The 20650-nt window shown below is 35.9% G+C and carries 22 protein-coding genes; 18 read left to right on the top strand and 4 right to left on the bottom strand.

Annotated features, from left to right (window positions below):
• Positions 1-240 precede the first annotated feature (240 nt).
• The 10 genes from QNH24_RS18780 (at position 241) to QNH24_RS18735 (ending at position 9886) form a co-directional block, all read left to right on the top strand.
• Positions 241-1383, top strand: coding sequence for a substrate-binding domain-containing protein (locus QNH24_RS18780; RefSeq protein WP_430675542.1), 1143 nt, complete (start codon positions 241-243; stop codon positions 1381-1383).
• A 102-nt stretch (positions 1384-1485) separates the two neighbouring features.
• A complete protein-coding gene (locus tag QNH24_RS18775; protein ID WP_283869032.1) occupies positions 1486-2262 on the top strand; it encodes an ABC transporter ATP-binding protein in 777 nt (258 codons plus the stop codon).
• Positions 2237-2944 carry an ABC transporter ATP-binding protein gene (locus QNH24_RS18770; protein WP_283869031.1) on the top strand — a complete coding sequence of 236 codons (708 nt, stop codon included), beginning with the start codon at positions 2237-2239 and terminating at the stop codon, positions 2942-2944. The genes QNH24_RS18775 and QNH24_RS18770 overlap by 26 nt, the downstream gene beginning before the upstream one ends.
• A 14-nt stretch (positions 2945-2958) precedes the next feature.
• A complete protein-coding gene (locus QNH24_RS18765; protein ID WP_283869030.1) occupies positions 2959-3831 on the top strand; it encodes a branched-chain amino acid ABC transporter permease in 873 nt (290 codons plus the stop codon).
• Positions 3828-4847: a branched-chain amino acid ABC transporter permease gene (locus tag QNH24_RS18760; protein WP_283869029.1), complete on the top strand. Its 1020-nt coding sequence runs from the start codon at positions 3828-3830 to the stop codon at positions 4845-4847. Before QNH24_RS18765 ends, QNH24_RS18760 begins: the two co-directional genes overlap by 4 nt.
• Positions 4844-5848: a 3-oxoacyl-ACP synthase gene (locus QNH24_RS18755; protein ID WP_283869028.1), complete on the top strand. Its 1005-nt coding sequence runs from the start codon at positions 4844-4846 to the stop codon at positions 5846-5848. The genes QNH24_RS18760 and QNH24_RS18755 overlap by 4 nt, the downstream gene beginning before the upstream one ends.
• Before the next feature lie 12 nt (positions 5849-5860).
• On the top strand, positions 5861-6772 hold the full coding sequence (gene phaZ, locus QNH24_RS18750; RefSeq protein WP_283869027.1) for an intracellular short-chain-length polyhydroxyalkanoate depolymerase: 912 nt from the start codon (positions 5861-5863) through the stop codon (positions 6770-6772).
• On the top strand, positions 6756-7487 hold the full coding sequence (gene fabG, locus QNH24_RS18745; RefSeq protein ID WP_054772275.1) for a 3-oxoacyl-ACP reductase FabG: 732 nt from the start codon (positions 6756-6758) through the stop codon (positions 7485-7487). Before phaZ ends, fabG begins: the two co-directional genes overlap by 17 nt.
• 16 nt (positions 7488-7503) lie before the next feature.
• Complete coding sequence (locus QNH24_RS18740; protein ID WP_283869026.1) at positions 7504-8973, top strand: class I adenylate-forming enzyme family protein; 1470 nt, start codon at positions 7504-7506, stop codon at positions 8971-8973.
• A gap of 325 nt (positions 8974-9298) precedes the next feature.
• Positions 9299-9886 carry an undecaprenyl-diphosphatase gene (locus QNH24_RS18735; protein WP_283869025.1) on the top strand — a complete coding sequence of 196 codons (588 nt, stop codon included), beginning with the start codon at positions 9299-9301 and terminating at the stop codon, positions 9884-9886.
• A 343-nt stretch (positions 9887-10229) separates the two neighbouring features.
• Here the strand turns inward: QNH24_RS18735 and QNH24_RS18730 are convergent, their stop codons facing one another.
• Both QNH24_RS18730 and QNH24_RS18725 read right to left on the bottom strand, forming a co-directional pair.
• Complete coding sequence (locus QNH24_RS18730) at positions 10230-10712, bottom strand: hypothetical protein (RefSeq protein ID WP_283934514.1); 483 nt, start codon at positions 10710-10712, stop codon at positions 10230-10232.
• Positions 10712-10924 carry a helix-turn-helix transcriptional regulator gene (locus QNH24_RS18725; RefSeq protein ID WP_054771354.1) on the bottom strand — a complete coding sequence of 71 codons (213 nt, stop codon included), beginning with the start codon at positions 10922-10924 and terminating at the stop codon, positions 10712-10714. Before QNH24_RS18725 ends, QNH24_RS18730 begins: the two co-directional genes overlap by 1 nt.
• A gap of 607 nt (positions 10925-11531) precedes the next feature.
• Here QNH24_RS18725 and QNH24_RS18720 point away from each other — a divergent pair.
• From QNH24_RS18720 to QNH24_RS18710, 3 genes are all read left to right on the top strand, one after another.
• Entirely contained in the window at positions 11532-11732 is a 201-nt protein-coding gene (locus QNH24_RS18720; protein ID WP_283869023.1) for a hypothetical protein, read from the top strand.
• A 334-nt stretch (positions 11733-12066) separates the two neighbouring features.
• Positions 12067-12540, top strand: coding sequence for a GNAT family N-acetyltransferase (locus QNH24_RS18715; protein ID WP_283869022.1), 474 nt, complete (start codon positions 12067-12069; stop codon positions 12538-12540).
• Between the two features lie 243 nt (positions 12541-12783).
• Complete coding sequence (locus QNH24_RS18710; protein WP_283869021.1) at positions 12784-13509, top strand: metallophosphoesterase family protein; 726 nt, start codon at positions 12784-12786, stop codon at positions 13507-13509.
• Between the two features lie 41 nt (positions 13510-13550).
• Here QNH24_RS18710 and QNH24_RS18705 read toward each other — a convergent pair whose 3' ends face one another.
• Both QNH24_RS18705 and QNH24_RS18700 read right to left on the bottom strand, forming a co-directional pair.
• On the bottom strand, positions 13551-13853 hold the full coding sequence (locus tag QNH24_RS18705; RefSeq protein WP_054771353.1) for a hypothetical protein: 303 nt from the start codon (positions 13851-13853) through the stop codon (positions 13551-13553).
• 133 nt (positions 13854-13986) lie between these two features.
• Positions 13987-14991 carry a nucleoid-associated protein gene (locus QNH24_RS18700; protein ID WP_283869020.1) on the bottom strand — a complete coding sequence of 335 codons (1005 nt, stop codon included), beginning with the start codon at positions 14989-14991 and terminating at the stop codon, positions 13987-13989.
• Between the two features lie 285 nt (positions 14992-15276).
• Between QNH24_RS18700 and QNH24_RS18695 the strand changes: the two genes are divergently transcribed.
• The 5 genes from QNH24_RS18695 (at position 15277) to QNH24_RS18675 (ending at position 20429) form a co-directional block, all read left to right on the top strand.
• Positions 15277-16821, top strand: a complete 1545-nt coding sequence (locus tag QNH24_RS18695; protein ID WP_430674136.1) for a spore germination protein — start codon at positions 15277-15279, stop codon at positions 16819-16821.
• A gap of 26 nt (positions 16822-16847) precedes the next feature.
• A complete protein-coding gene (locus QNH24_RS18690; protein WP_283869019.1) occupies positions 16848-17945 on the top strand; it encodes a spore germination protein in 1098 nt (365 codons plus the stop codon).
• Positions 17946-17950: 5 nt separating this feature from the next.
• Positions 17951-19147 (top strand): Ger(x)C family spore germination protein, encoded by a 1197-nt coding sequence (locus QNH24_RS18685; protein WP_430675540.1) that lies wholly within the window; start codon positions 17951-17953, stop codon positions 19145-19147.
• Positions 19148-19678: 531 nt separating this feature from the next.
• Positions 19679-20092: a YugN family protein gene (locus QNH24_RS18680; protein ID WP_283869017.1), complete on the top strand. Its 414-nt coding sequence runs from the start codon at positions 19679-19681 to the stop codon at positions 20090-20092.
• Between the two features lie 166 nt (positions 20093-20258).
• Positions 20259-20429, top strand: a complete 171-nt coding sequence (locus tag QNH24_RS18675) for a hypothetical protein (protein ID WP_283869016.1) — start codon at positions 20259-20261, stop codon at positions 20427-20429.
• Positions 20430-20650: the final 221 nt, after the last annotated feature.

Below are 20650 nucleotides of genomic sequence, written 5' to 3'. Positions count from 1 at the left end.
CTCCGCTTCACTTTCGTCGCAGAGATAATAGGCTCAAATATTGAGCCTATTATCTTGTAACTAATTTGTAACTGGACTTTTATATAGTGATGACATAGCAACGAAAGCGCTTTCTATTTAGCTCATTATGAAAGGGGTTTGAGGATGAAGAGATATTGGTTATTTGTGCTGTTAATGATGTTCACAATCATGATAGTTGCTTGTAATGGAGAGGGATTGAAGGATAGTTCAACGGATGATATGGATTCAGAGAATGATGCAAAGGGAACTTCTGAAGAAGGTGGCACTATTAAAATTGGTGTACTTGCGTCATTGACGGGGGCTCTTGAGTCATATGGGAAACAAACACAGCGTGGGTTTGATTTAGGGATTGAATATGCTACAGACGGTACGATGGAGGTTAACGGAAAGAAAATAGAGATTGTTTATGAAGATACAGAAACAAAGCCAGAGGTTGCAGTACAAAAGGCGACAAAGTTATTGGAGGATGACAAGGTGGATTTCTTAGTTGGCTCCTCCAGCTCAGGTGATACGCTGGCAGTACTACCACTTGCGGAAGAATATGAAAAAATCATGGTTGTAGAGCCTGCGGTAGCGGATAGTATTACGGGCTCAGAATTTAATGACTATATTTTCCGAACTGGTCGAAATTCTTCTCAGGATGCTTATGCAGCTGCCGCAGCGATCGCTGGAAAGGGTGTTAAGATTGCCACTTTTGCACCAGATTATTCTTTTGGCTGGGACGGGGTGAATGCATTTAAGACAGCGGCGGAAAAGCTAGGTGCGGATATAGTCTTAGAGGAATATGCTGATCCAGCGGCAACAGATTTCACATCGAATTTGCAAAAAGTAATTGATGCAAAACCAGATTATTTATTTGTTGTATGGGCAGGGGCTAACTCACCTTGGAATCAAATTGCCGATCTAAAAATCCAAGAGAAGGGCATTAAAATTTCTACAGGTGCACCAGATATTATCGCACTTAATTTTATGAATCCGTTAATAGGTATGGAAGGCTTCTCAGTGTATTATCATACATTACCACAAAATGATGTGAATAAATGGTTAGTAGAGGAACATCAAAAACGCTTTAATGAGGTTCCTGATTTATTTACGCCAGGAGGAATGTCAGCTGCAATCTCTATTGTAGAGGCCCTGAAAAAATCAGAAGGTGATGCAGATGCGAAAAAACTAATCGGTATTATGGAAGGGATGTCCTTTGAAACACCAAAAGGAACGATGACATTCCGAGAAGAAGACCATCAAGCATTACAGTCGATGTATTCGATCCGTCTTGAAAAACAAGAGGGTGTAGATTATCCAGTACCAGTACTAATTCGTGAGCTTAATCCTGAAGAAACGGCACCACCAGTTATGAATTAGTGAAGGTGGAGACAGAAATAATTCTGTCTCTCTTCATCTCTCTTCATCTAATCTCAATCAGAATGGATGAAGAGCGATAGAAGTGTTAGAAAGGAGAATACGATGGAGCCTATTTTACGAACAGAAAACTTAACGATTCGTTTTGGCGGACACATAGCTGTAGACCATGTGAATTTTAATATGCCAGAAAAGCATTTGAAATCAATTATTGGACCAAATGGTGCTGGTAAAACAACCTTTTTTAATTTAATCAGTGGGGAATTAATGCCGTCTACTGGAGATGTCTATTTTAAGGGACAATCACTTGCACAAAAATCGGCTATAGAAAGAACGCGTATGGGGCTAGGGCGATCGTTTCAAATTACTAATGTTTTTCCAAACTTGACGGTTTTAGAAAATGTTCGTTTGGCTGTGCAATCAAAGGAGAAAGTACGTTACCAATTATTTCGCCATTATAAAAGCTATAAGGCGATTACAGAAAAAGCAGAGGAGCTATTAACACTCGTTTTACTCGATAATAAAAGGGATGCCCTGGCAACAATGCTGTCTCATGGGGAAAAAAGAAAGCTAGAAATTGCTATGTTGTTAGCACTTGATACAGAAATTCTTCTGCTTGATGAACCAACGGCCGGAATGTCCTTAGAGGAAGTACCAACGATTTTAGAGATCATTCGCAGAATAAAAAACCAGGGGGATAAAACCATTCTCCTTATTGAACACAAGATGGATATGATTCTAGATTTGTCTGACTCGATTATGGTGTTGTTTAATGGTCAGCTTCTTGCGGATGGAACCCCACAGGACATTATGAAAAATGAAACCGTACAAAATGCATATTTAGGGGGTCTGTACGATGAACACCTTACTGAAATTAAATGATGTCCACACATATATTGGCCAATACCATATTTTGCAGGGAGTCAATTTTGAGGCAAAGGAAGGTCAGGTAAGTGTACTACTTGGAAGAAATGGAGCAGGGAAAACGACTACTTTAAAAACGATTATGGGATTAACGCCTGCCTCAAAGGGAGAGGTAAAATTCCACTCACACTCTATTAAAAAAAGCCCTACTTATAAAGTGGCAAAATTAGGTATAGGTTATGTGCCTGAAAACCAAGGAATTTTTGCAGATTTAACCGTAGAGGAAAATATGAAAGTGGCGATGCGCAAAGAGGATGCAGTTACCTTAGAGCGACAAAATTATGTGCTGGAGCTGTTTCCTGATTTAAAGAAATTTTGGAAAAAGGCTGGCGGACATCTTTCAGGTGGTCAAAAGCAAATGCTGTCCATGGCAAGGGCATTTATTAATGATAGTAAGTTAATTTTAATTGATGAGCCTTCCAAAGGGCTGGCGCCAATAATGGTAGAGAAAGTAATGGAGGCCATCGTGGAAATGAAGAAACAAACGTCTATTGTACTTGTAGAGCAAAACTTTATTATGGCGAGTCGAATTGGCGAAATGTATACATTAATTGATGACGGGAGAACGGTTCACTCAGGTAAAATGCAGGATCTTATCCATAATGAAGAACTAAAAAGAAAATATCTTGGAATAGGATAAGGAGGTGTATTTCATTGGAGCTATTCGTAAATTTAGTCATTAATGGCCTAGCGACGGGCATGTTAATTTTTTTACTGGCAGCTGGTCTTACGTTAATTTTTGGATTAATGGATGTTTTAAACTTTGCACATGGTGGATTATTTGTCTGGGGGGCTTATACAGGGATATTTACGTATATGTTCACCGAGAGCTTTTTAATCGGCCTTATAGGAGCCGTTGTCACAGGTGCACTTTTAGGCTTTATTACAGAGAAATTAATTATTACCCCTGTTTATGGCAATCATATTCAGCAAATTTTAATTACATTAGGGCTTATGCTTGTGTTACAAGAGATGATTAAAGTTGTCTTTGGACCTAATGGTGTGGCAGTGAAAACGCCAAGTTATTTAGCAGGTAGCTGGGAAATTGGAGACGTTATTATCATTAAATATCGATTATTTATTATTGTAGTAGGTTTTGTGATTTTCGGTATTTTCCAGTACATGTTGAAGCGTACAAAAATTGGGCTAATCGTTCGGGCTGGTGTACAGGATAAAGAAATGGCACAGGCACTCGGGATTCATATAAAGCGAGTATTTTTATATGTCTTTATGGTTGGTGCAGCATTAGCGGCACTTAGCGGCATGTTAATGGCTCCGTATTCAGGTGTTATCTATGCTGAAATGGGTATGGAATATGCGATTTTAGGCTTTATTGTTGTCGTTATCGGAGGAATGGGCAGCTTTTCGGGCTCTCTACTTGCGGCAATTTTAGTCGGATTAGCAGGTAGCTTTATGGCTTATTATGTACCGGTATTATCGCTTGCGGTCAATATGATTTTAATGGCTATAGTATTAATTTTCCGTCCACAAGGTTTATTTGCAATGCGAAAGGAGAGATCAACATGAAAAATAAGCTTTCATTAAAGTATGTAGGCTTTTTCCTCATGCTGGTAATATTAGTGCTTCTCCCTTACGTCAATGATTCAAGAACACTCATGATTTTATTAACACAGATCTTTATTTTCGGTATTTTAGCGATGAGTTATGACATTCTGCTAGGCTACACAGGCATTGTATCGTTTGGTCACGCCATGTTTTTTGGAATAGGGGCGTACACAACATCTGTCATGCTGAAACAAATGGATAACACGCTTTCGATCTTTATATTATCGATTGTTGTCGGCCTATTCATCGCAGGGTTCATTAGCTTCTTAGTAGGATTATTAACGCTTAGGTTAAAAAGTCATTTCTTTGCGATGCTGACACTAGCCTTTTCAGGACTATTTTTAGTAGTGGCAGAAAAATGGCGCTCTGTCACATACGGAAATGATGGTTTTACATTTAGAGCACCGGAAATTTTTAGAGACAGAATAACGTTTTATTTCTTTGTATTAGCATGCTTAGTCTTTATTTTTATCGCACTTTATCGCTTCGTTAACTCCCCAACAGGTCGGATTTTAATCGCTGTTCGAGAAAATGAACAACGAACAAAATCATTGGGCTACAACACTTTGCATTATAAAGTGATTGCATCCGTTGTCGCAGGGACCGTTGCAAGTTTAGCAGGCTCCTTATATGCTATATCACTTCGATTCGTCAACACAAGTGTCATGACAATGGATATCACATTAGATGCATTATTAATGACAATTATTGGTGGTGTTGGCACATTAGTTGGACCATTGCTTGGAGCGGCTGTTATTGAATATGCACAACATGCACTTTCAGGATTGGCACGTGATTATCCGATATTTGAACGTTGGATTATTTTCTTTGGGATTCTTTATATTTTAGCTGTTATCTTTTTCCCGAAAGGAATTATTGGATCACTTCGCATGATGTATTGGAAATGGCGATTAAAGCTAAAGAAAAAAGACAAAGTATCAGTTGCCCTGTCGCAGGAAAAGGAGCGATTTGAATGACTGTAGGTATTGTAAGTACCGGAATTTATATTCCACAAACAAAAATGACATCTAAAGAAATAGCAGACCGTTCTACTATTCCAGAAGATATTATTCGACAAAAAATGGGTATCCATGAAAAGCCTGTTCCTGGTGAGCATGATCATACAGTTCAAATGGCTGTATGGGCAGCTCAGGAGGCAATACGCAAGGCTAATATCGAGCCGAAGGACATTGATGTTGTTATTTATATGGGGGAGGAGCATAAAGAGTATCCACTGTGGACGGCTTCGATCAAAATGCAGGAGGAGCTTGGGGCCGTGAATGCTTGGGCATTCGATGTGCAATTAAGATGTGGTACGACAATTATGGCTCTTAAACTAGCAAAAAGCTTAATGGCATCAGATGATTCTATTCAAATCATTGTGTTAGCAGGCGGCTATCGAAATGTTGATTTTATTGATTACAGTAATCCACGAACACGCTTTATGTACAATTTAGCTGCAGGTGGAGGCGCCATCATTTTACAAAAGAATTTTGATAAAAATCAGTTATTAGAGGCGGATATTATGACGGATGGCTCTTTCTCGGAAGATGTTGTCGTACCTGTTGGAGGTACTAAGAAACCTTTGACGGCTTATGATTTAGAGCATCATTTATATCAGCTCGATGTCATCGATCCGATTGGGATGAAAGAGCGCCTTGAACAAAAATCCTTAAGCAATTTTTTGAAGGTGATTCGAACATCTTTAGCGAAAAGTGGATTAAACGAGGGAAATATAAGCTATTTAGCGATGCTTCACATGAAAAGATCTGCTCATGATTATATATTATCCGAACTAGGTCTGCAGCAGGAACAATCCATCTATTTACAGGAGTACGGACATATTGGACAGATTGATCAAATTTTGTCATTGCAGCTGGCATTAGAAGAAGGTCGTATTCAAGATGGAGACATTGTCACACTTGTTAGTGCTGGTATTGGCTATGTCTGGGGAGCTATGACAATTCGATGGGGATAAGGGGGAAGTGCGATGTTAAAAACAGTTCAACTTTCAAATGGAGAAACGCTTGCATATCGTAAACGTCAAGGGGGAGAACATGTTTTATTACTTATTCATGGTAATATGACATCTTCCAAACATTGGGATGTCCTTATAGACTCGTTGGATGAAAAGTATACAATTTATGCGATCGATTTAAGGGGATTTGGTGGTTCATCTTATCACAAGCCAATTTCCACTATTAAAGATTTTAGCGATGATGTAAAGCTTTTTGTTGACGCCATTCAATTGAAGCAATTTGACATGATAGGTTGGTCAACAGGTGGAGCAGTAAGCATGCAGTTTGTTGCGAATTATCCGGGCTATTGTCAACGACTAATTTTACTAGCCTCAGCATCTACCAGAGGCTATCCATTTTACACAGATTTAGGTACTAGCAATCAAGGTTCATTAAAGAGAGCATTTACCTATAACGAGGTGCTAGTTGATACATCTAAAACGAAATTGGTACAAGGATTCTACGATTCGAAAAATGCTCAAGGCTTACAGTCCATTTGGAATGCACTTATTTATACACATCAGCAGCCTAGTACGGAACAATATCAGCAATACGTGGAGGATATGCTGACACAAAGAAATTTAGCTGAAGTTTATCATGCATTAAATGTTTTTAATATTAGTGGTATTGATAATGAAGTTGTTAAGGGCACACATGAAGCACAACAAATCACTATTCCCATTTTAGTGTTACGAGGGGATCGTGATTATGTCATAACAGAAGAAATGAATGATGAGACTATGCTCGATTTAGGTGCAAATGCACAATTTGTCAGCTTAAAAGACTGTGGGCATTCACCATTAATTGATGATTTACCACAGCTAACATCCGAAATCGAGGCTTTTTTAGAAATTGGAGGGAAGAATTATGCGATTAAACAATAAAGTTGCCATTATTACAGGAGCTGCTAACGGGATTGGCTATGCTGCTGCTGAACGATTTATTGAAGAAGGTGCGTTCGTTTTTATTGCAGATTTTGATGAGAAGGCTGGTATTGCAGCTGCCCATCATTTAGGAGATAAATCATTATTTGTGCAAGTAGATGTTGCGGATAGAGAGAGTGTCAAGAAGCTGGTGTCAACGGTTATAGAGCACGCGGGCAGCGTTGATATTTTAGTAAATAATGCAGGAATTACTCGTGATGCGATGCTAACAAAAATGACAGAAGATCAGTTTCGACAGGTCCTCGATGTGAATTTAACTGGGGTATTTCACTGCACACAAGAGGTTATTCCACATATGGTGGCTGCTGGTGGGGGTAAAATTATTAATACATCTTCCGTTAGTGGTGTATATGGAAATGTTGGTCAAACCAATTATGCTGCAACAAAGGCTGCAATCGTCGGCATGACAAAAACATGGGCGAAGGAATTAGGGCGTAAGGGCATCAATGTCAATGCGGTGGCACCTGGTTTTACAGAAACCGAAATGGTGAAAAAGATGCCAGAAAACGTTCTTGCTCAAATGCGCGCAGTCGTGCCCTTGCAAAGATTAGGTACACCTAGAGATATTGCTAATGCCTATTTATTTTTAGCATCTGATGAGGCTTCTTATGTCCACGGTCACACGCTTCATGTGGATGGAGCAATTATGATGTGATAAGGAGGCTTTCAAAATGTTTGTAGAGCAAGCCTGGATTTTCAAACGTGCATCGTTAACACCTAATCGACTAGCATTGGTAAATTTAGAAACACAGGAGCAGTGGACTTATAAGCAATTAACAGATGAAATTACAAAATGGAGTCGTTTTTTTGAGCACCAAAATTTACAGGCAGGAAGTCGTGTAGCTGTATTTTCGAAGAATCACATCCAACTTTTTGCCGTATTATTCGCCTGTGGAATAAGAGGGCTTATCTATGTACCGTTAAATTGGCGCATGAGCTTAAAAGAATTAAATGATATTTTAATTGATGCTACACCATCCTTATTATTGTACGAGGAAGGTATGAATTGTCCTCTCTTTTTAGAGAACATGCATCCTCTACAAGTGCTGAATGAATTTGATACGTTTCTAAGCATTAGCCAAGTAGATTTAAATGACCCTTGGCTGATTATCTATACAGGGGGCACTACTGGGCAAGCGAAGGGGGTCGTCCTGTCCTTTAATTCTATTAATTGGAATGCCATTAACACAATCATTAGCTGGGGTTTAAATGACAGTGATTGTACGTTAAATTATATGCCGATGTTTCATACAGGAGGTTTAAATGCCCTATGTATTCCACTGCTAATGGCTGGTGGAACGGTTGTGATTGGCGATAAGTTCGAGGCAGAAACAGCTCTTAAGGCCATTAATCAATATAAGACAACCATATCGCTTTTTGTGCCAACGATGTACCAAGCGATGATTGCAACAGACTACTTTAAGAAGAGTGGCTTCCCCTCTATGAAAGTATTTTTATCAGGGGGTGCACCGTGTCCATATCCGATTTATGATGAATTTTTTAAAAAGGGCTTATTTTTTAAAGAGGGCTATGGCTTAACAGAAGCAGGGCCGAACAATTTTTATATTGCTCGAGAGGATGCTTATTTGAAAAAGGGTGCAGTCGGGAAGAGCATGCAATTTAACGAAGCTAAAATTATTAATCGTACAGGTGATCCATGTGCCCCTTGTGAAGTCGGAGAGCTTTTCGTCAGAGGAAAGCATATGTTTCGATTTTATTGGAATAATCAGCAGGATACCGAACAAATTATACAAGATGGCTGGTTAAAAACTGGTGATTTAGCAATGATGGATGAGGATGGTGACTTTTATATCGTCGGGCGCAGTAAGGAAATGATTATTTCTGGTGGTGAAAATGTTTATCCGCAGGAAGTGGAACAATGTATTTTACGCCATCAGAAAGTGCAGGAGGTTTCGGTGATTGGTGTGACCGATGACTATTGGGGTGAAATCGTAACGGCATTTATCGTTTGTCAGGATAGAGCAGCTACGATCATAGAGGAAATAAAAGAGCTTTGCAGCAAGCATTTAGGGCGCTACAAAATACCAAAAAAATTTATTGTCATCGATGAATTGCCAAAAACGAGTGTTGGAAAAATTGATAAAAAAGTATTGCAAATGTATGTGAAAACATCTTCTTAGAGAAAAAACGCTTGGATATACAAGCGTTTTTTGTTTTATAAATGAAATGTTTCTTTAGGGGGATGAGCCATAAAAATAAAGAATTACTGTATTTCACTATACTTACCTCGCAAATTACAACTCATATTGATTAAAAGTGTTAATTTATTGATAATGTCTTGAAACTATTTATTGAATCATTATGTAGTCCCGTATTAATCAAAAAGAGTTTTAAATCAAAGTGACAATAATGTTAGATTCAATTATTGATTGTCACCTTAAGTGATGGTTTAAAGATACCTTTTTTCTTAATATAGCTCTATAAAGCTTTAAAGGAGAGAGTGTCTTGAATATATCAGAAATAAATAATGATGTTTTCACAATGATTAATAGTTTAGGGAAAGAATTTCAATTTATCAATTTACCAATGATTATTATTGCTAAATACACAGTTTTTTTCTTAGCTTTTTTTGTTATTATGTTCTGGTTTACAAAAAATAAAGAAAATAAAATAATGATCATTTGTGCAAGTATCGCTTTTATTTTGGCTGAAACTATGGGGAAATTTGCAGGGTTATTCCATTTTAATCACCAACCATTCGCTGTCCTTTCAAATACAAATCAGTTAATAGAAAAAGCAGTAGATAATTCTTTTCCAAGCGATCATACTATTTTATTTTTTTCATTCTGTATGTCATTTTGGTTGTTTAAAAAAGGAAGATGGGTCATCTGGATTTTGTTAGCAATATTAGTAGGAGTTTCACGCATCTGGGTAGGTGTTCATTATCCATTAGATGTACTTGTAGGTGCTTTTATTGGTATTGTTTCTTCAGTTTTAACTTACTTAACAGTTCCAAGATTAACAATAATAACAACCATTCTTACTAAATACGAATCCATTGAAAAAGTAATCACTAGCAAAAAGCACATATAGATTTCAGACAAAAATAATTAATAGCTAGAAGTGTAGAATTGAAGCTATGTGTGAATGTTATCATGCTTAACTTTGTATTGAATGATTCAATTTAAGCCCAGGTGCTTTGAGCCTGTGCTTTTTTATATGTACATAAAAAACCGGAAACCTTGTTTATTTTTTGGTTAAAATATATCCTTAATGGTAAATTAATTGTGATAAAGAATACTTACTTTATTTTCTAAATGTAGCTTTGAAATACAGTTTGCTCACAAACCCACATCTTACGCTAACTTAAAAGAACCCTTTTTGAAAAAAGATTGATATCAAAACGGGTTCTTTCTTTGCAAAGAATTAACAATTTTTAACGGGAATATATAACCCTAAAAGATATTAGATAGATGATTAGACCGACTATAGGTATAGAAGCCGTGGAAAACATAGGATACCAAATATAATCTAGAAAATAATTCGGAATAAACATATATGAACCAAGAATAAAAAAGGAATAAAATAATATAAAAACAAAAGAAATTCTTACTGCTTTTCCTGTAACTTCTATAGAACGTTCATCTGAAACATCATATTCGGGAAGGATATAATCTTTAATTTTCGCCTGTTTATTCTTTTTCACAACGACTAGTTGGATAACATTCATAAGTAATAAGATGATTGTGATAACTATAAATAATTGCCCTGGTAATTTACTTATATAAACAGAAAATCCGTCTAAATAACCTCTCTTCATTAATTCAAATTGTTGTTGAATTTTAACAAAATCATAAACCATAAAAGCTAACGAAGCATATAACAAAGTCCTTAAAATAACAGTCAACGACATATTCATCATTCTTCCTCCTTTTTGGTAAAAATCTCTTCTATTGGTTCATTGAAAACTTCCGCAATATTCATTGCCAAAAGGAGTGAAGGAATATAACTACCTTTTTCCAATGATACAATAGTTTGTCTGGTTACCCCGACTTTTTCAGCGAGTTTTCCTTGTGTTAAATTATATTTTGCTCTAAATTCCTTCACACGATTAACCAGCAATGTAATCACCTCTTCTTTCTTCTGATTGTAAAGTTAATTTGTCTTTTTGTCTAGTTAACTTTACTTTTTGAAAATTAAGGGTAATAGTTCAACAATAAAAAAACGAATCTGAAAAGACGCAGTTCATCACGTATTCAATTAAATAGACCGTTTCCGGCACTATGCCATTAAGGTGACACTATAATATCCTTTTAATAAAAAATGTACAAAGATGTGTAGAAGTGATGATTTTCGTTAAGATGAATAAACAAAACTCTAACTTTAAGGGGGCACTACCTTTTTAGAGGGTTATTTTTATTCGTTGGGTGTAAAGGTTAGGGATAAAAGGTTGAACAATTATTTCTAGTTGAAATAGGGAATGAAATTATGTGAGGGCTGGGGTTTACGAATACTATGGAAGAGCAATTGTAATCTAATTTAAATTATAATCAAAGAAGGTGAAAATGCTCTTGAGCAGGTTTTAAATTGCCGAGTTTGTGTAAATCACAACCTCGGCTTATTCATTTTCCTAGTTTTTTGATCTGATAATTCCAGCCTTAAATCGAATTTGACATCATAAGAATAATTTATAAGAAAAACGGAAAGGAATAGGTGTAAATTGTAGGAGTTGATAGCAATGGAATTTTATAAAGATGTAGAAATTTACTGTTACAGCTGTCGTAAAAAGACTATCTTTACATGTAAAGATATGAATGGAAAAAAGGGCGTAGATAGCCACTGTAGTGAATGTTCAGTTATTTGGTTTGAATGGCAAAACCGTGCAGTGGAGAGAGAGATGGAAAAGTGGGTTGAATATAATCAAAAACTTATAAATTAATTATTAATATTTAGTAGGGACTACCCCAAAAGTTTATTTTGATGATTTATAGGACAACCCTGCGTATATTTAATTAAATATAATGATAACGAAAACAATGTACATCTTAGAAACGATTCATTTTTATAACATTTCAGTCAACAATGTATGAAAGTCTAAAAAGCAAACAACGAATGCGCTAATAGTTGTCTCTAAATACGTATCGTGTCATACTTGTATGTTATTTAAAGCTTTTTTCAAATTTCATTGAAGTTTTTACGGTTATGACATTACACTTTTATTCACGATCATTCCTGCTATAATATTCATAAAAGGGATATTTTGGGGGTATAAGTTGAAAATTAATATTTGTTTAGCAACAAATGAGGATTATTTTGCTTTGAATACTCTTGTAAAAGAAGGACATGAAGAACATGTAATTGAAGAACCTACTGTTTTCAAAAGTGTCGAATCGGTTATGCCTAAATCTTATTTTAAAGAACTACTTAAAGATAACGACAGTAATATTTTTATTGCAAAGAATAGTGAATCTGTTATAGGTTTTGCTGTCATCAGCATTGAATCTTCTCCCTCGTTTCCATCTTTAGTTCAGCGTAAATATGCTTATATACATGATTTTGGTGTAAAAAAAGAAATTCAAAAGCATGGTATTGGAAAATTGCTATTTGAAAGATGTAAAGAATGGGCTAAGGCAAGAGGGGCCTTATCTATCGAATTAAATGTTTGGGACTTCAATACCAATGCAATTGAATTCTATAAACATTTAGGGATGGAAAGTATAAGTAGAAAAATGAAGATAAATGTTTAAAATCAAGATTACTAGAATAAGTTTGTTCAGTTTTTGTTTAGAACGATGTAGTATGCTATTCATGTAATCTTGTCAATGTCTTATTTCTACAAGCAGAGGGGACTAGGTATTTCAATCATTTGAACCTAGTCCTTTTTGTTGTTTAATTTGTATAGAGTAGTTCCTAGTGCTAAGGTTTTGCTATGGTATTAAAAAAGAGAAGATCATAAGACGACTAATCCAATATAATAAGGTGGGAAAATTATGAAAATGGCAGTATTATCAGATATTCATGGCAATAAAGAAGCGTTAAAGGCCGTATTAGATGATATACAGCAACGAAATATTGAAAGTATCTATAATTTGGGTGATATTTTGTATGGACCGCTTTTCCCGTTAGAAACATTTGATTTATTAAAGAGAATGGACATAAAAAGTGTTGGCGGAAATTGTGATCGTATGTTGTTACAAGCATCATCAGACAATCCGACTGCGCAATATGTAATAGGTATGCTGGAGAATGAGCATAAAGATTGGTTAAACAATCTGCCATTTTCCATTCAGACAGAAGATTTTTATTTCTGTCATGCCTCTCCAGAAAGTGATGAGCAGTATTTGTTACATGATATAACGCTAAACGGTGCAATTTTAAAGCAGCCACAAGACATAATGAATTTAGTTAAGGAAATTCCACAAAATATCATATTTTGTGGTCATTCTCATCTACCAGCCATTGTTTATTTACCAAATGGCAAGGTTATTGTTAATCCTGGAAGTGTTGGCTTGCCTGCATATGAGGAAGATGAGCCCTTCTATTATAAAATGGAATCGGGGACACCCTTTGCTAATTATACGATTGTGGAAAAACATGATAGCGATTGGATTTTCGCGCAAATAAATATTGCCTATGATGTAACTGATGCGATAAAGCAAAGTGAAAAACTAAATAGACCTGATTGGGCACGAGCATTAAAGTTTGGACATGTCTAGGAACAAGCTGCAAATTGCCATTGTTTGCAGCTTGAGTCAGGCTAATTAGATTTTAAAGTATGGTCTTTTTCTATAAGTACTTTAAACAGATTTTTCTTTTGAATAAAGAGGATAACAGAAGCTTGAATCGTCATGGCTACTATTAGCAGGATAAAGTGAGAATTGTGATAGAGGAAGAAGGACATAAAGTAAAATATTGGCGCCGATGATAAGTATGAAATATATTGATTTTTAGTGACCACATAGATAATAGTTGAAAGGCAAGTGGTTACTAGGAGAAGCTCAAGTACAATTCCAATGGAAGCACTATCCATGTAATATTGTAATTCATCAATAATTGTCATATAAAAACCCCCTTATAAAGTAATTAAATTGTAACATATTAACAATTGTGAGTGTGTATTTTTCAGGAAATTCTAAAAAATACTCCCATTAGCTAACAGTTTGTCAACCTAATAGGAGCATATTGTGGTTTGATTAGATTTCCTCCTGAAAATAAATTTTATAATACTTACGATTTGTAGCTTCATCATAGCCTACTTCGATAAGCTCATCTACCTGCTCGATATTTTGTACATTAACCTGAATTTCAATATTGGAATCTAGCTTTATTTTACGTTTATATTTTTTTTCGGCCTTTTCAAGTGCACTTTCAGAAATGATCGTTTCATAGGGCTTTACAGAATTTATGATTATATCCCTTTGTGTAGAATCTGTTTTATCGAATACCGTTTCGATATATTCATTTACTTGAAATTCATCCTCATTTCTAAAATAATCCAGCGTTTTATTTAATAATCCTAGTTTTTCTGTGTTTGAAAAATTGTCTTCTTTAAGAATATACTTTTTACATTCAGTTAACGCCAAATTCGTTTTGTGATAATGTTCATCCGCTGCCTTAATCTTTAAAAAGCGCTCCTGCCAATAGACAATATCCTCTTTTCTCTTTGTTTTAATAAATACAGCAGGTACCTGTTCCTCACCCATATCCACGATGATGGCCATATTATTGATCTTTTTTACATTAATGCCGTCAATACCATGAATAATCATTTTGTTTTGATCATTTTTAACATCTAAAAACATTTCTTTCTCATCAAATTTAACAATGGCAACAATTTTTTTAGCTTCATTCATGAAGAAGCAATTGTCAAACAAGCCAATAAATAATTCACCGCTTTTAATATTAGGATGCTGAGAGACACTATGTAAATGTCTGGCGATGCTTTTGGATTGCTCAAGAAAGCTCTTTTCCTCTTTAAAAATGGCACTAACATATGTATATACCTCATTTAAGGCAATATTAGTTTCATGGAAAAATTCATACTGCTGCTCTAAATCGATTTTACTAAATGCTAGTTGTGTAAAAGCGGCTTCTAGCATGACTTCGGGATGTGTAAACGATTCCTCACCTAGCACAAGTGAGTCGCTTATAAAATGGATGATATACTGTGCTAATTTACTTTCACTAACTTCTAGCATATTTCTTCACCTTCTATTTATTCAATGTAGATAATATACCATATTCTCTTTTATAAAACCTATTTGACGAAGATTGCTTATTGTAAGTTTAAAAAGCGAATGGATAGATAAAAATGAAATTATAGAAGTAGAAAGCAGTTAGTGAGGGTGATAATGATGTGGGGAAAGGTGGTATCCTACATACCAGAATGGGGAGTATTTCTGCAAGGGTTTTTGGTATTTCTTATTCCTTATATTCTGTACAAATTGTTTAATGGATTGATACTTCATCGGAAGAAAAATGGAATGCTAGAAATCAAAACAACAGAAGTTGAAAAACAAAAATGGATAAATTCAAAGCATGTTCAAGTTTCGCTCACTGATTTTACAGGTGATATTACCCAAGACCTCTCCTTTATAAGAAACGCAATTGGACATAACTGGGATGTGCATTTTAGAGAGTTTTATCTTGGTAGCACTGGTAATCGTGCAGCAATCATTTTTCTGGAAGGATTATCTGATAAAGAGATGATTGATAAACATATTTTATCTTCACTAATGGGTAGCTTTTCAGAAACAAAAAATCAGGAATTAAATCACATTGATTTACAAGAGCATATAACAAATCATGTTCTTGCAGTTAGTGATTTAACAAAGGAGCAGGATGTCAAAAAATCTGTAGCGAAAGTATTGATTGGATCCACTTTATTAGTAGTGGACGGTATGCAACATGTGTTTATTTTGGGTACCACAAAAAATAAATTGCGTAGTATTGAAGAGCCTGTATCGGAGGCCTTGGTTAGAGGTCCAAGGATAGGTTTTACAGAAACGTTAAGTAATAATACAGCTTTATTACGACAGCATGGAGAAAATTGTGACCTATCTATGATTCCTATGCAGGTTGGTGAGCGCTCCAAAAAAGAGTTAGTCCTTGCCTATATAAAAGAGATTGCTGATCCCAACTTAATTGAAGAGGTCAAACATAGAATCAACAAAATAAATATAGATGATGTACCTGAATCGGGGTATATAGAGCAATTGATAGAGGATAATTTCCTTAGCCCATTTACACAAGTACAGAATACAGAACGGCCTGACAGAGTGATGGGGGCTTTGCTAGAAGGACGAGTAGCGATTTTGCTTGATGGCACACCTTATGCCCTAATTGTTCCTGTTACTTTTAGCATGCTATTGCAATCACCTGAAGACTATTATGAGCGTTGGCTACCCAGTTCATTAATTCGTCTGCTCCGATATCTAGCGGCTGGAATTACGCTTTTAGCACCCTCCTTATATATTTCATTTGTCTCTTTTCATCAAGGCTTAATACCAACCAAACTAGCATTGTCCATGATGGGAACAAGAGAAGGAGTTCCTTTTCCTGCAATAATAGAGGCATTAATTATGGAGGTAGCTATTGAAATATTACGAGAAGCTGGACTTCGCCTACCTAAACCTATAGGACCGACAATGGGAATTGTGGGAGGGCTGGTTATTGGAGAAGCTGCAGTTCAAGCAGGAATAGTGAGCCCAATTATGGTCATTGTGGTAGCTTTAACAGCGATTTCTTCTTTTGCTATACCTCAATACAGTGCAGGTATAACATTACGATTGCTTCGATTTGTTTCGATGTTTTTTGCGGCAATATTTGGATTATTTGGGGTTGTATTGTTCTTCCTTTTTCTATGTAGTCATTTAGTAAAACTAAAAAGCTTTGGCGTTCCCTATGTAAGCCCAACTATTCCATATCGAGCGAGTGATTGGAAAGATTTTATGGTTCGAATGCCATTAATGATGATGAAGCGCCGTCCTAAGATGCTGCATACGAAAGATCCTATCCGCAAAGATTAATCCTCTAGAAAGGACATTGACTTAGCATGATAATTAGTTCACAAGATAAAATTAGCTCTTCACAGGCACTTGTTATCCTTGTCAATTATATTCTTGCAACTGGAATTCTTACACTGCCTCGAGCATCTGTAGAGAAGGTGAAAACGCCAGATGTTTGGATTAGTGTTTTTTTAGGCGGAATTATTGCGATGATTGCAGGAATTATTATTGTGAAATTAAGTCAGCAATTTCCTGAAAAAACCTTTTATCAGTACAATCAAGAAATTGTTGGAAAATGGCTTGGCTGGATGCTAAGCTTGCTGATTATTAGCTATTTCTTTACAATTTCTGCATTTGAGGTCAGGACAATGGCCGAGGTGACCTCTCTTTTTTTGTTAGAGGGCACCCCCACCTGGGCAATCATTCTGCCCTTTATGTGGGTTGGCTTATATTTGGTTAGTAGCGGTATAAACTCGATTGCTCGACTATTTGAAATCATTTTTCCCATTACATTTGTTATTTTCTTGCTAGTTGCCTTTTTAAGCTTTGGAATTTTTGAGCTAGATAATCTTCGTCCCGTATTAGGCTTAGGTGTTACCCCGATGTTAAAAGGAATAAAAACAGCTACACTGGCATTTTTAGGACCAGAAATTATGTTGCTACTAGTCGCCTTTATGAAGCCAGCTGACAAAACAAAGGCTGTTAGAATCGTATTAGTTGGCTTAATAATTCCTCTCATTTTTTATGTGATTACTGTTGTAATGGTGATTGGGGCATTATCTATAGAGGGAGTTGTGACAAGAACATGGCCAACAATTGAACTGATGAGAAGTTTTGAAATTCCGGGCTTAATCTTTGAACGATTCGAATCCTTTTTACTTGTCATATGGATTATGCAAATATTTGCTACATTTACAATTACTTATTATGCGGCTGCATTAGGCCTGGCTCAACTATTTCAAACTAATATTCAACCTTTCTTGTTTGGCTTACTGCCTGTTATATATATAATTGCAATGACGCCAAAAAATATAAATGATCTATTTAAATTTGGCAATCTGATAGGCCATGCAGCTATTATTCTTTTCGGTATACTACCGATATTTTTACTTATTATTTCAAAACTGAAGGGTGAAAAAGCATGACATTAATGCGTTTGTATCAAAGGTTTCTGTTGGGGGCGATGTTAATCTTAATCCTTTTACCTCTATCAGGATGCTGGAGTAATAAAGAAATAGAAGATTTAGGTCTAGTAGCAGGCACTTCCTTGGACTTAGCTACAAACAGTGATTATTCGGGAAGCTTGGAGGAGCAAGAAGGGAGATCTTCAAATAGAGAGCTCATTACGATAACCAATCAATTAGTAACCTCAGAGACAACTGCTACTGGAGCAAAAGGAGGGACTGTCCATCAACAAGCCTATAAAAATGTTTCTGAAACTGGAGATACCGTACTTCCCACTTTACGAAATATGTTATTGAAAATTGACAAACGGGCCTTTGCAGAACATTCTAAAGTAATTATTATTGGAGAGGACTTAGCGAGTACATTGAATTTAAAACAGACATTGGACTTTTTTCTAAGAGAGCTGGAGATAAGGCCCAGTGGTGTTTTGCTTATTGCTAAAAATCGTGCTAGTGACATACTTGAATCAAATGAACAGACAAAAATTCCAGCGTTTCAACTTAGGGAAATGATTCAAGGTCATGAAAGAACATCTAAAATTCTGCCTCCTATGACATTTGCCAAGTTAGAGGGGAAATTAAATTCGAATGCTAGCTTTTTGTTACAACATGTAGTTTCAGAAAATGGAGAAGTAAAATTTGTGGGTGCTGCAGTCATCGAGGGGAAAACAAAAACATTTCGAGGTTCTTTAAATGCATTAGAATTAGAAGGAATTTCATGGATAACTGGAAAAGCTAAAGGCGGTTTAATCGAAAGTTTTGACGAAAAGACAAATCAGCCTATCATATATGAGGCACTATCTATAAAAAGTAAAATTTCTCCCTCTGTTAAGGGAGACAGTATTTCATTCCATGTCAAAATAGAGTCTGAAGGTAGAATTGCAGAACATTGGGTGCTATCAGAACAAACATTTGACAATAAATTTCTGAAAATAGCAGAACAAACGACAAAAAAAGAAGTAGAGCGCTTGATGGACAATGTATTAAAGAAGATACAGCAACAATATCAAACTGATGTTTCGGGATTTGGCAATAGCTTAAGAATTGAATATCCTAAAGTATGGGAAAAGGTTAAAAAGAATTGGGATCAAACATTCAGTGAGGTACCCATCACATATGAGGTCAAGATAAATATAAAAGATTATGGAACATCGGGCGATTAACCCTATTTGTTCTATAGTCTTTTTGTTTTTTTGAAAAGATGTAGCTTTTGCCTTTATAAGTTAAAAGGTCATTATCAATGTAGCCTTAAAGAATGGATATATTAGGGCTAAATAGTCGTCTCGAAACTTTGTATTGTTCAAGGTTTCGAGACTTTCTATGGGATTTTTAGCGATCATATTCATAGTCATAGGGTACATCCTTACTCCCGCAGCCAGCAAGAAAAAACGAGAGAGAAAGTAATAGAATCATACTAACTACAAATTTTTTCATTTCCGCTAACACTCCTTTACATAAATGATTATTTAAAAAGGCAGATTGGTTTTCACTTTACCATTATAGTGTAAATGGATTGGCTTCATAAGTACATATTTATCCCAAATAAAACGGGCAAGTTAATAAGCGTTTTGTCATTTTTCATTTTGAATGAAAAACAAGCACCTTTACCATTATCAACACTTTTTACTAGAAGAGTTTGTAATTCCTCTTTTTAGGATAGACTTTTAACGAGTAACAGGAAGGAGGGGTCAAAATTGTTACAATTTGATTCAAAAATAGTTGGAAAAGAAATTGGATTTGGCTATTTACGCGATAAAATCGAAGGTCGTGGATTTACCATTGGCGGTAACTGGGAGTATTATAAAGGAAGCTTTGATACGGTATTGTGGAAAGAAGGCGGAGAGACAATTTATTTACGCGTGCCGTTTGTTGTAACAGAAGGAGAGCTAGATAACGAAGATGCCAAAATACGCTTCCAAAACCCATTTGTCATAAAGCATGTGGCAAATGTTGGCTTAGATTATGATGAGGGCTCTTTACTAGATGCTTCAGGAGTAAGTCAATTTCAGACACCAGTTGACAAGGATGGTCATATTCATGATAAAAGTAGATGGATAAGTGCTGGTGAGCAGGTTGTAGAAAAAAGAGTGCTTCCGTACTTTCATTAAAATAGAGGATTCATTTAGATAAAAAATAATATCACTTAGTACGGTTTTAAGTCTTTTATCCTTCATTAAATTTAGTACGTAATAATCAAAAAAGAAAATTTAATTGTCAGAAAAAATTGCCAATATTATAATAGAGCTAATTAATACTACTAAATGAGGTGAGTTAATGGGAAAAGCAGCTAGTGATGATTTTCTTCATTCATATCAGAAATTGCAGCAAGAACGACTCATCGATCGGAAAGAAGAGTATTTAGAGGTGCTGGAAAAGACAAAGGCTAAAGGTGAGATATTAGAATTTGATTCCTTTGTAGATATAGTAGAAGAGACGTCTAAATGACGTCTCATAGTGTTGAAAAACTAAATGGTCAAGGGACTCTTTATGAATATTTAGCCAAAATGAAGGTGATTTCCGTTCCAGGCTACTCGCTTTCCTGTGGGCGAGCGACGAGCCGCTTCCTGCGCTGACGCTCCGTGCAGGGTCTCGTCTGTCTCGCTATCCCACGGGAGTCGAGTAGCCTTGCACTCCAATCAACAATAGTGTAGAACTTTAAATATTCT

This window comes from Lysinibacillus pakistanensis (assembly GCF_030123245.1).
GTDB classification, from domain to species: domain Bacteria; phylum Bacillota; class Bacilli; order Bacillales_A; family Planococcaceae; genus Lysinibacillus; species Lysinibacillus pakistanensis.
The sequence above is the reverse complement of the archived record's forward strand: the minus strand, read 5'-3'. Positions and strand labels throughout refer to the sequence as shown.

Coding starts and splice junctions, on each gene's coding strand:
- QNH24_RS18755 (WP_283869028.1), top strand. CDS start 4,844: ATGACTGTAGGTATTGTAAGTACCGGAATTTATATTCCACAAACAAAA.
- QNH24_RS18730 (WP_283934514.1), bottom strand. CDS start 10,712: ATGAATATGTCGTTGACTGTTATTTTAAGGACTTTGTTATATGCTTCG.
- fabG (WP_054772275.1), top strand. CDS start 6,756: ATGCGATTAAACAATAAAGTTGCCATTATTACAGGAGCTGCTAACGGG.
- QNH24_RS18685 (WP_430675540.1), top strand. CDS start 17,951: ATGCGTTTGTATCAAAGGTTTCTGTTGGGGGCGATGTTAATCTTAATC.
- QNH24_RS18775 (WP_283869032.1), top strand. CDS start 1,486: ATGGAGCCTATTTTACGAACAGAAAACTTAACGATTCGTTTTGGCGGA.
- QNH24_RS18700 (WP_283869020.1), bottom strand. CDS start 14,991: ATGCTAGAAGTTAGTGAAAGTAAATTAGCACAGTATATCATCCATTTT.
- QNH24_RS18780 (WP_430675542.1), top strand. CDS start 241: ATGGATTCAGAGAATGATGCAAAGGGAACTTCTGAAGAAGGTGGCACT.
- QNH24_RS18690 (WP_283869019.1), top strand. CDS start 16,848: ATGATAATTAGTTCACAAGATAAAATTAGCTCTTCACAGGCACTTGTT.
- QNH24_RS18770 (WP_283869031.1), top strand. CDS start 2,237: ATGAACACCTTACTGAAATTAAATGATGTCCACACATATATTGGCCAA.
- QNH24_RS18675 (WP_283869016.1), top strand. CDS start 20,259: ATGGGAAAAGCAGCTAGTGATGATTTTCTTCATTCATATCAGAAATTG.
- QNH24_RS18710 (WP_283869021.1), top strand. CDS start 12,784: ATGAAAATGGCAGTATTATCAGATATTCATGGCAATAAAGAAGCGTTA.
- QNH24_RS18705 (WP_054771353.1), bottom strand. CDS start 13,853: ATGACAATTATTGATGAATTACAATATTACATGGATAGTGCTTCCATT.
- QNH24_RS18720 (WP_283869023.1), top strand. CDS start 11,532: ATGGAATTTTATAAAGATGTAGAAATTTACTGTTACAGCTGTCGTAAA.
- QNH24_RS18695 (WP_430674136.1), top strand. CDS start 15,277: ATGCTAGAAATCAAAACAACAGAAGTTGAAAAACAAAAATGGATAAAT.
- phaZ (WP_283869027.1), top strand. CDS start 5,861: ATGTTAAAAACAGTTCAACTTTCAAATGGAGAAACGCTTGCATATCGT.
- QNH24_RS18740 (WP_283869026.1), top strand. CDS start 7,504: ATGTTTGTAGAGCAAGCCTGGATTTTCAAACGTGCATCGTTAACACCT.
- QNH24_RS18760 (WP_283869029.1), top strand. CDS start 3,828: ATGAAAAATAAGCTTTCATTAAAGTATGTAGGCTTTTTCCTCATGCTG.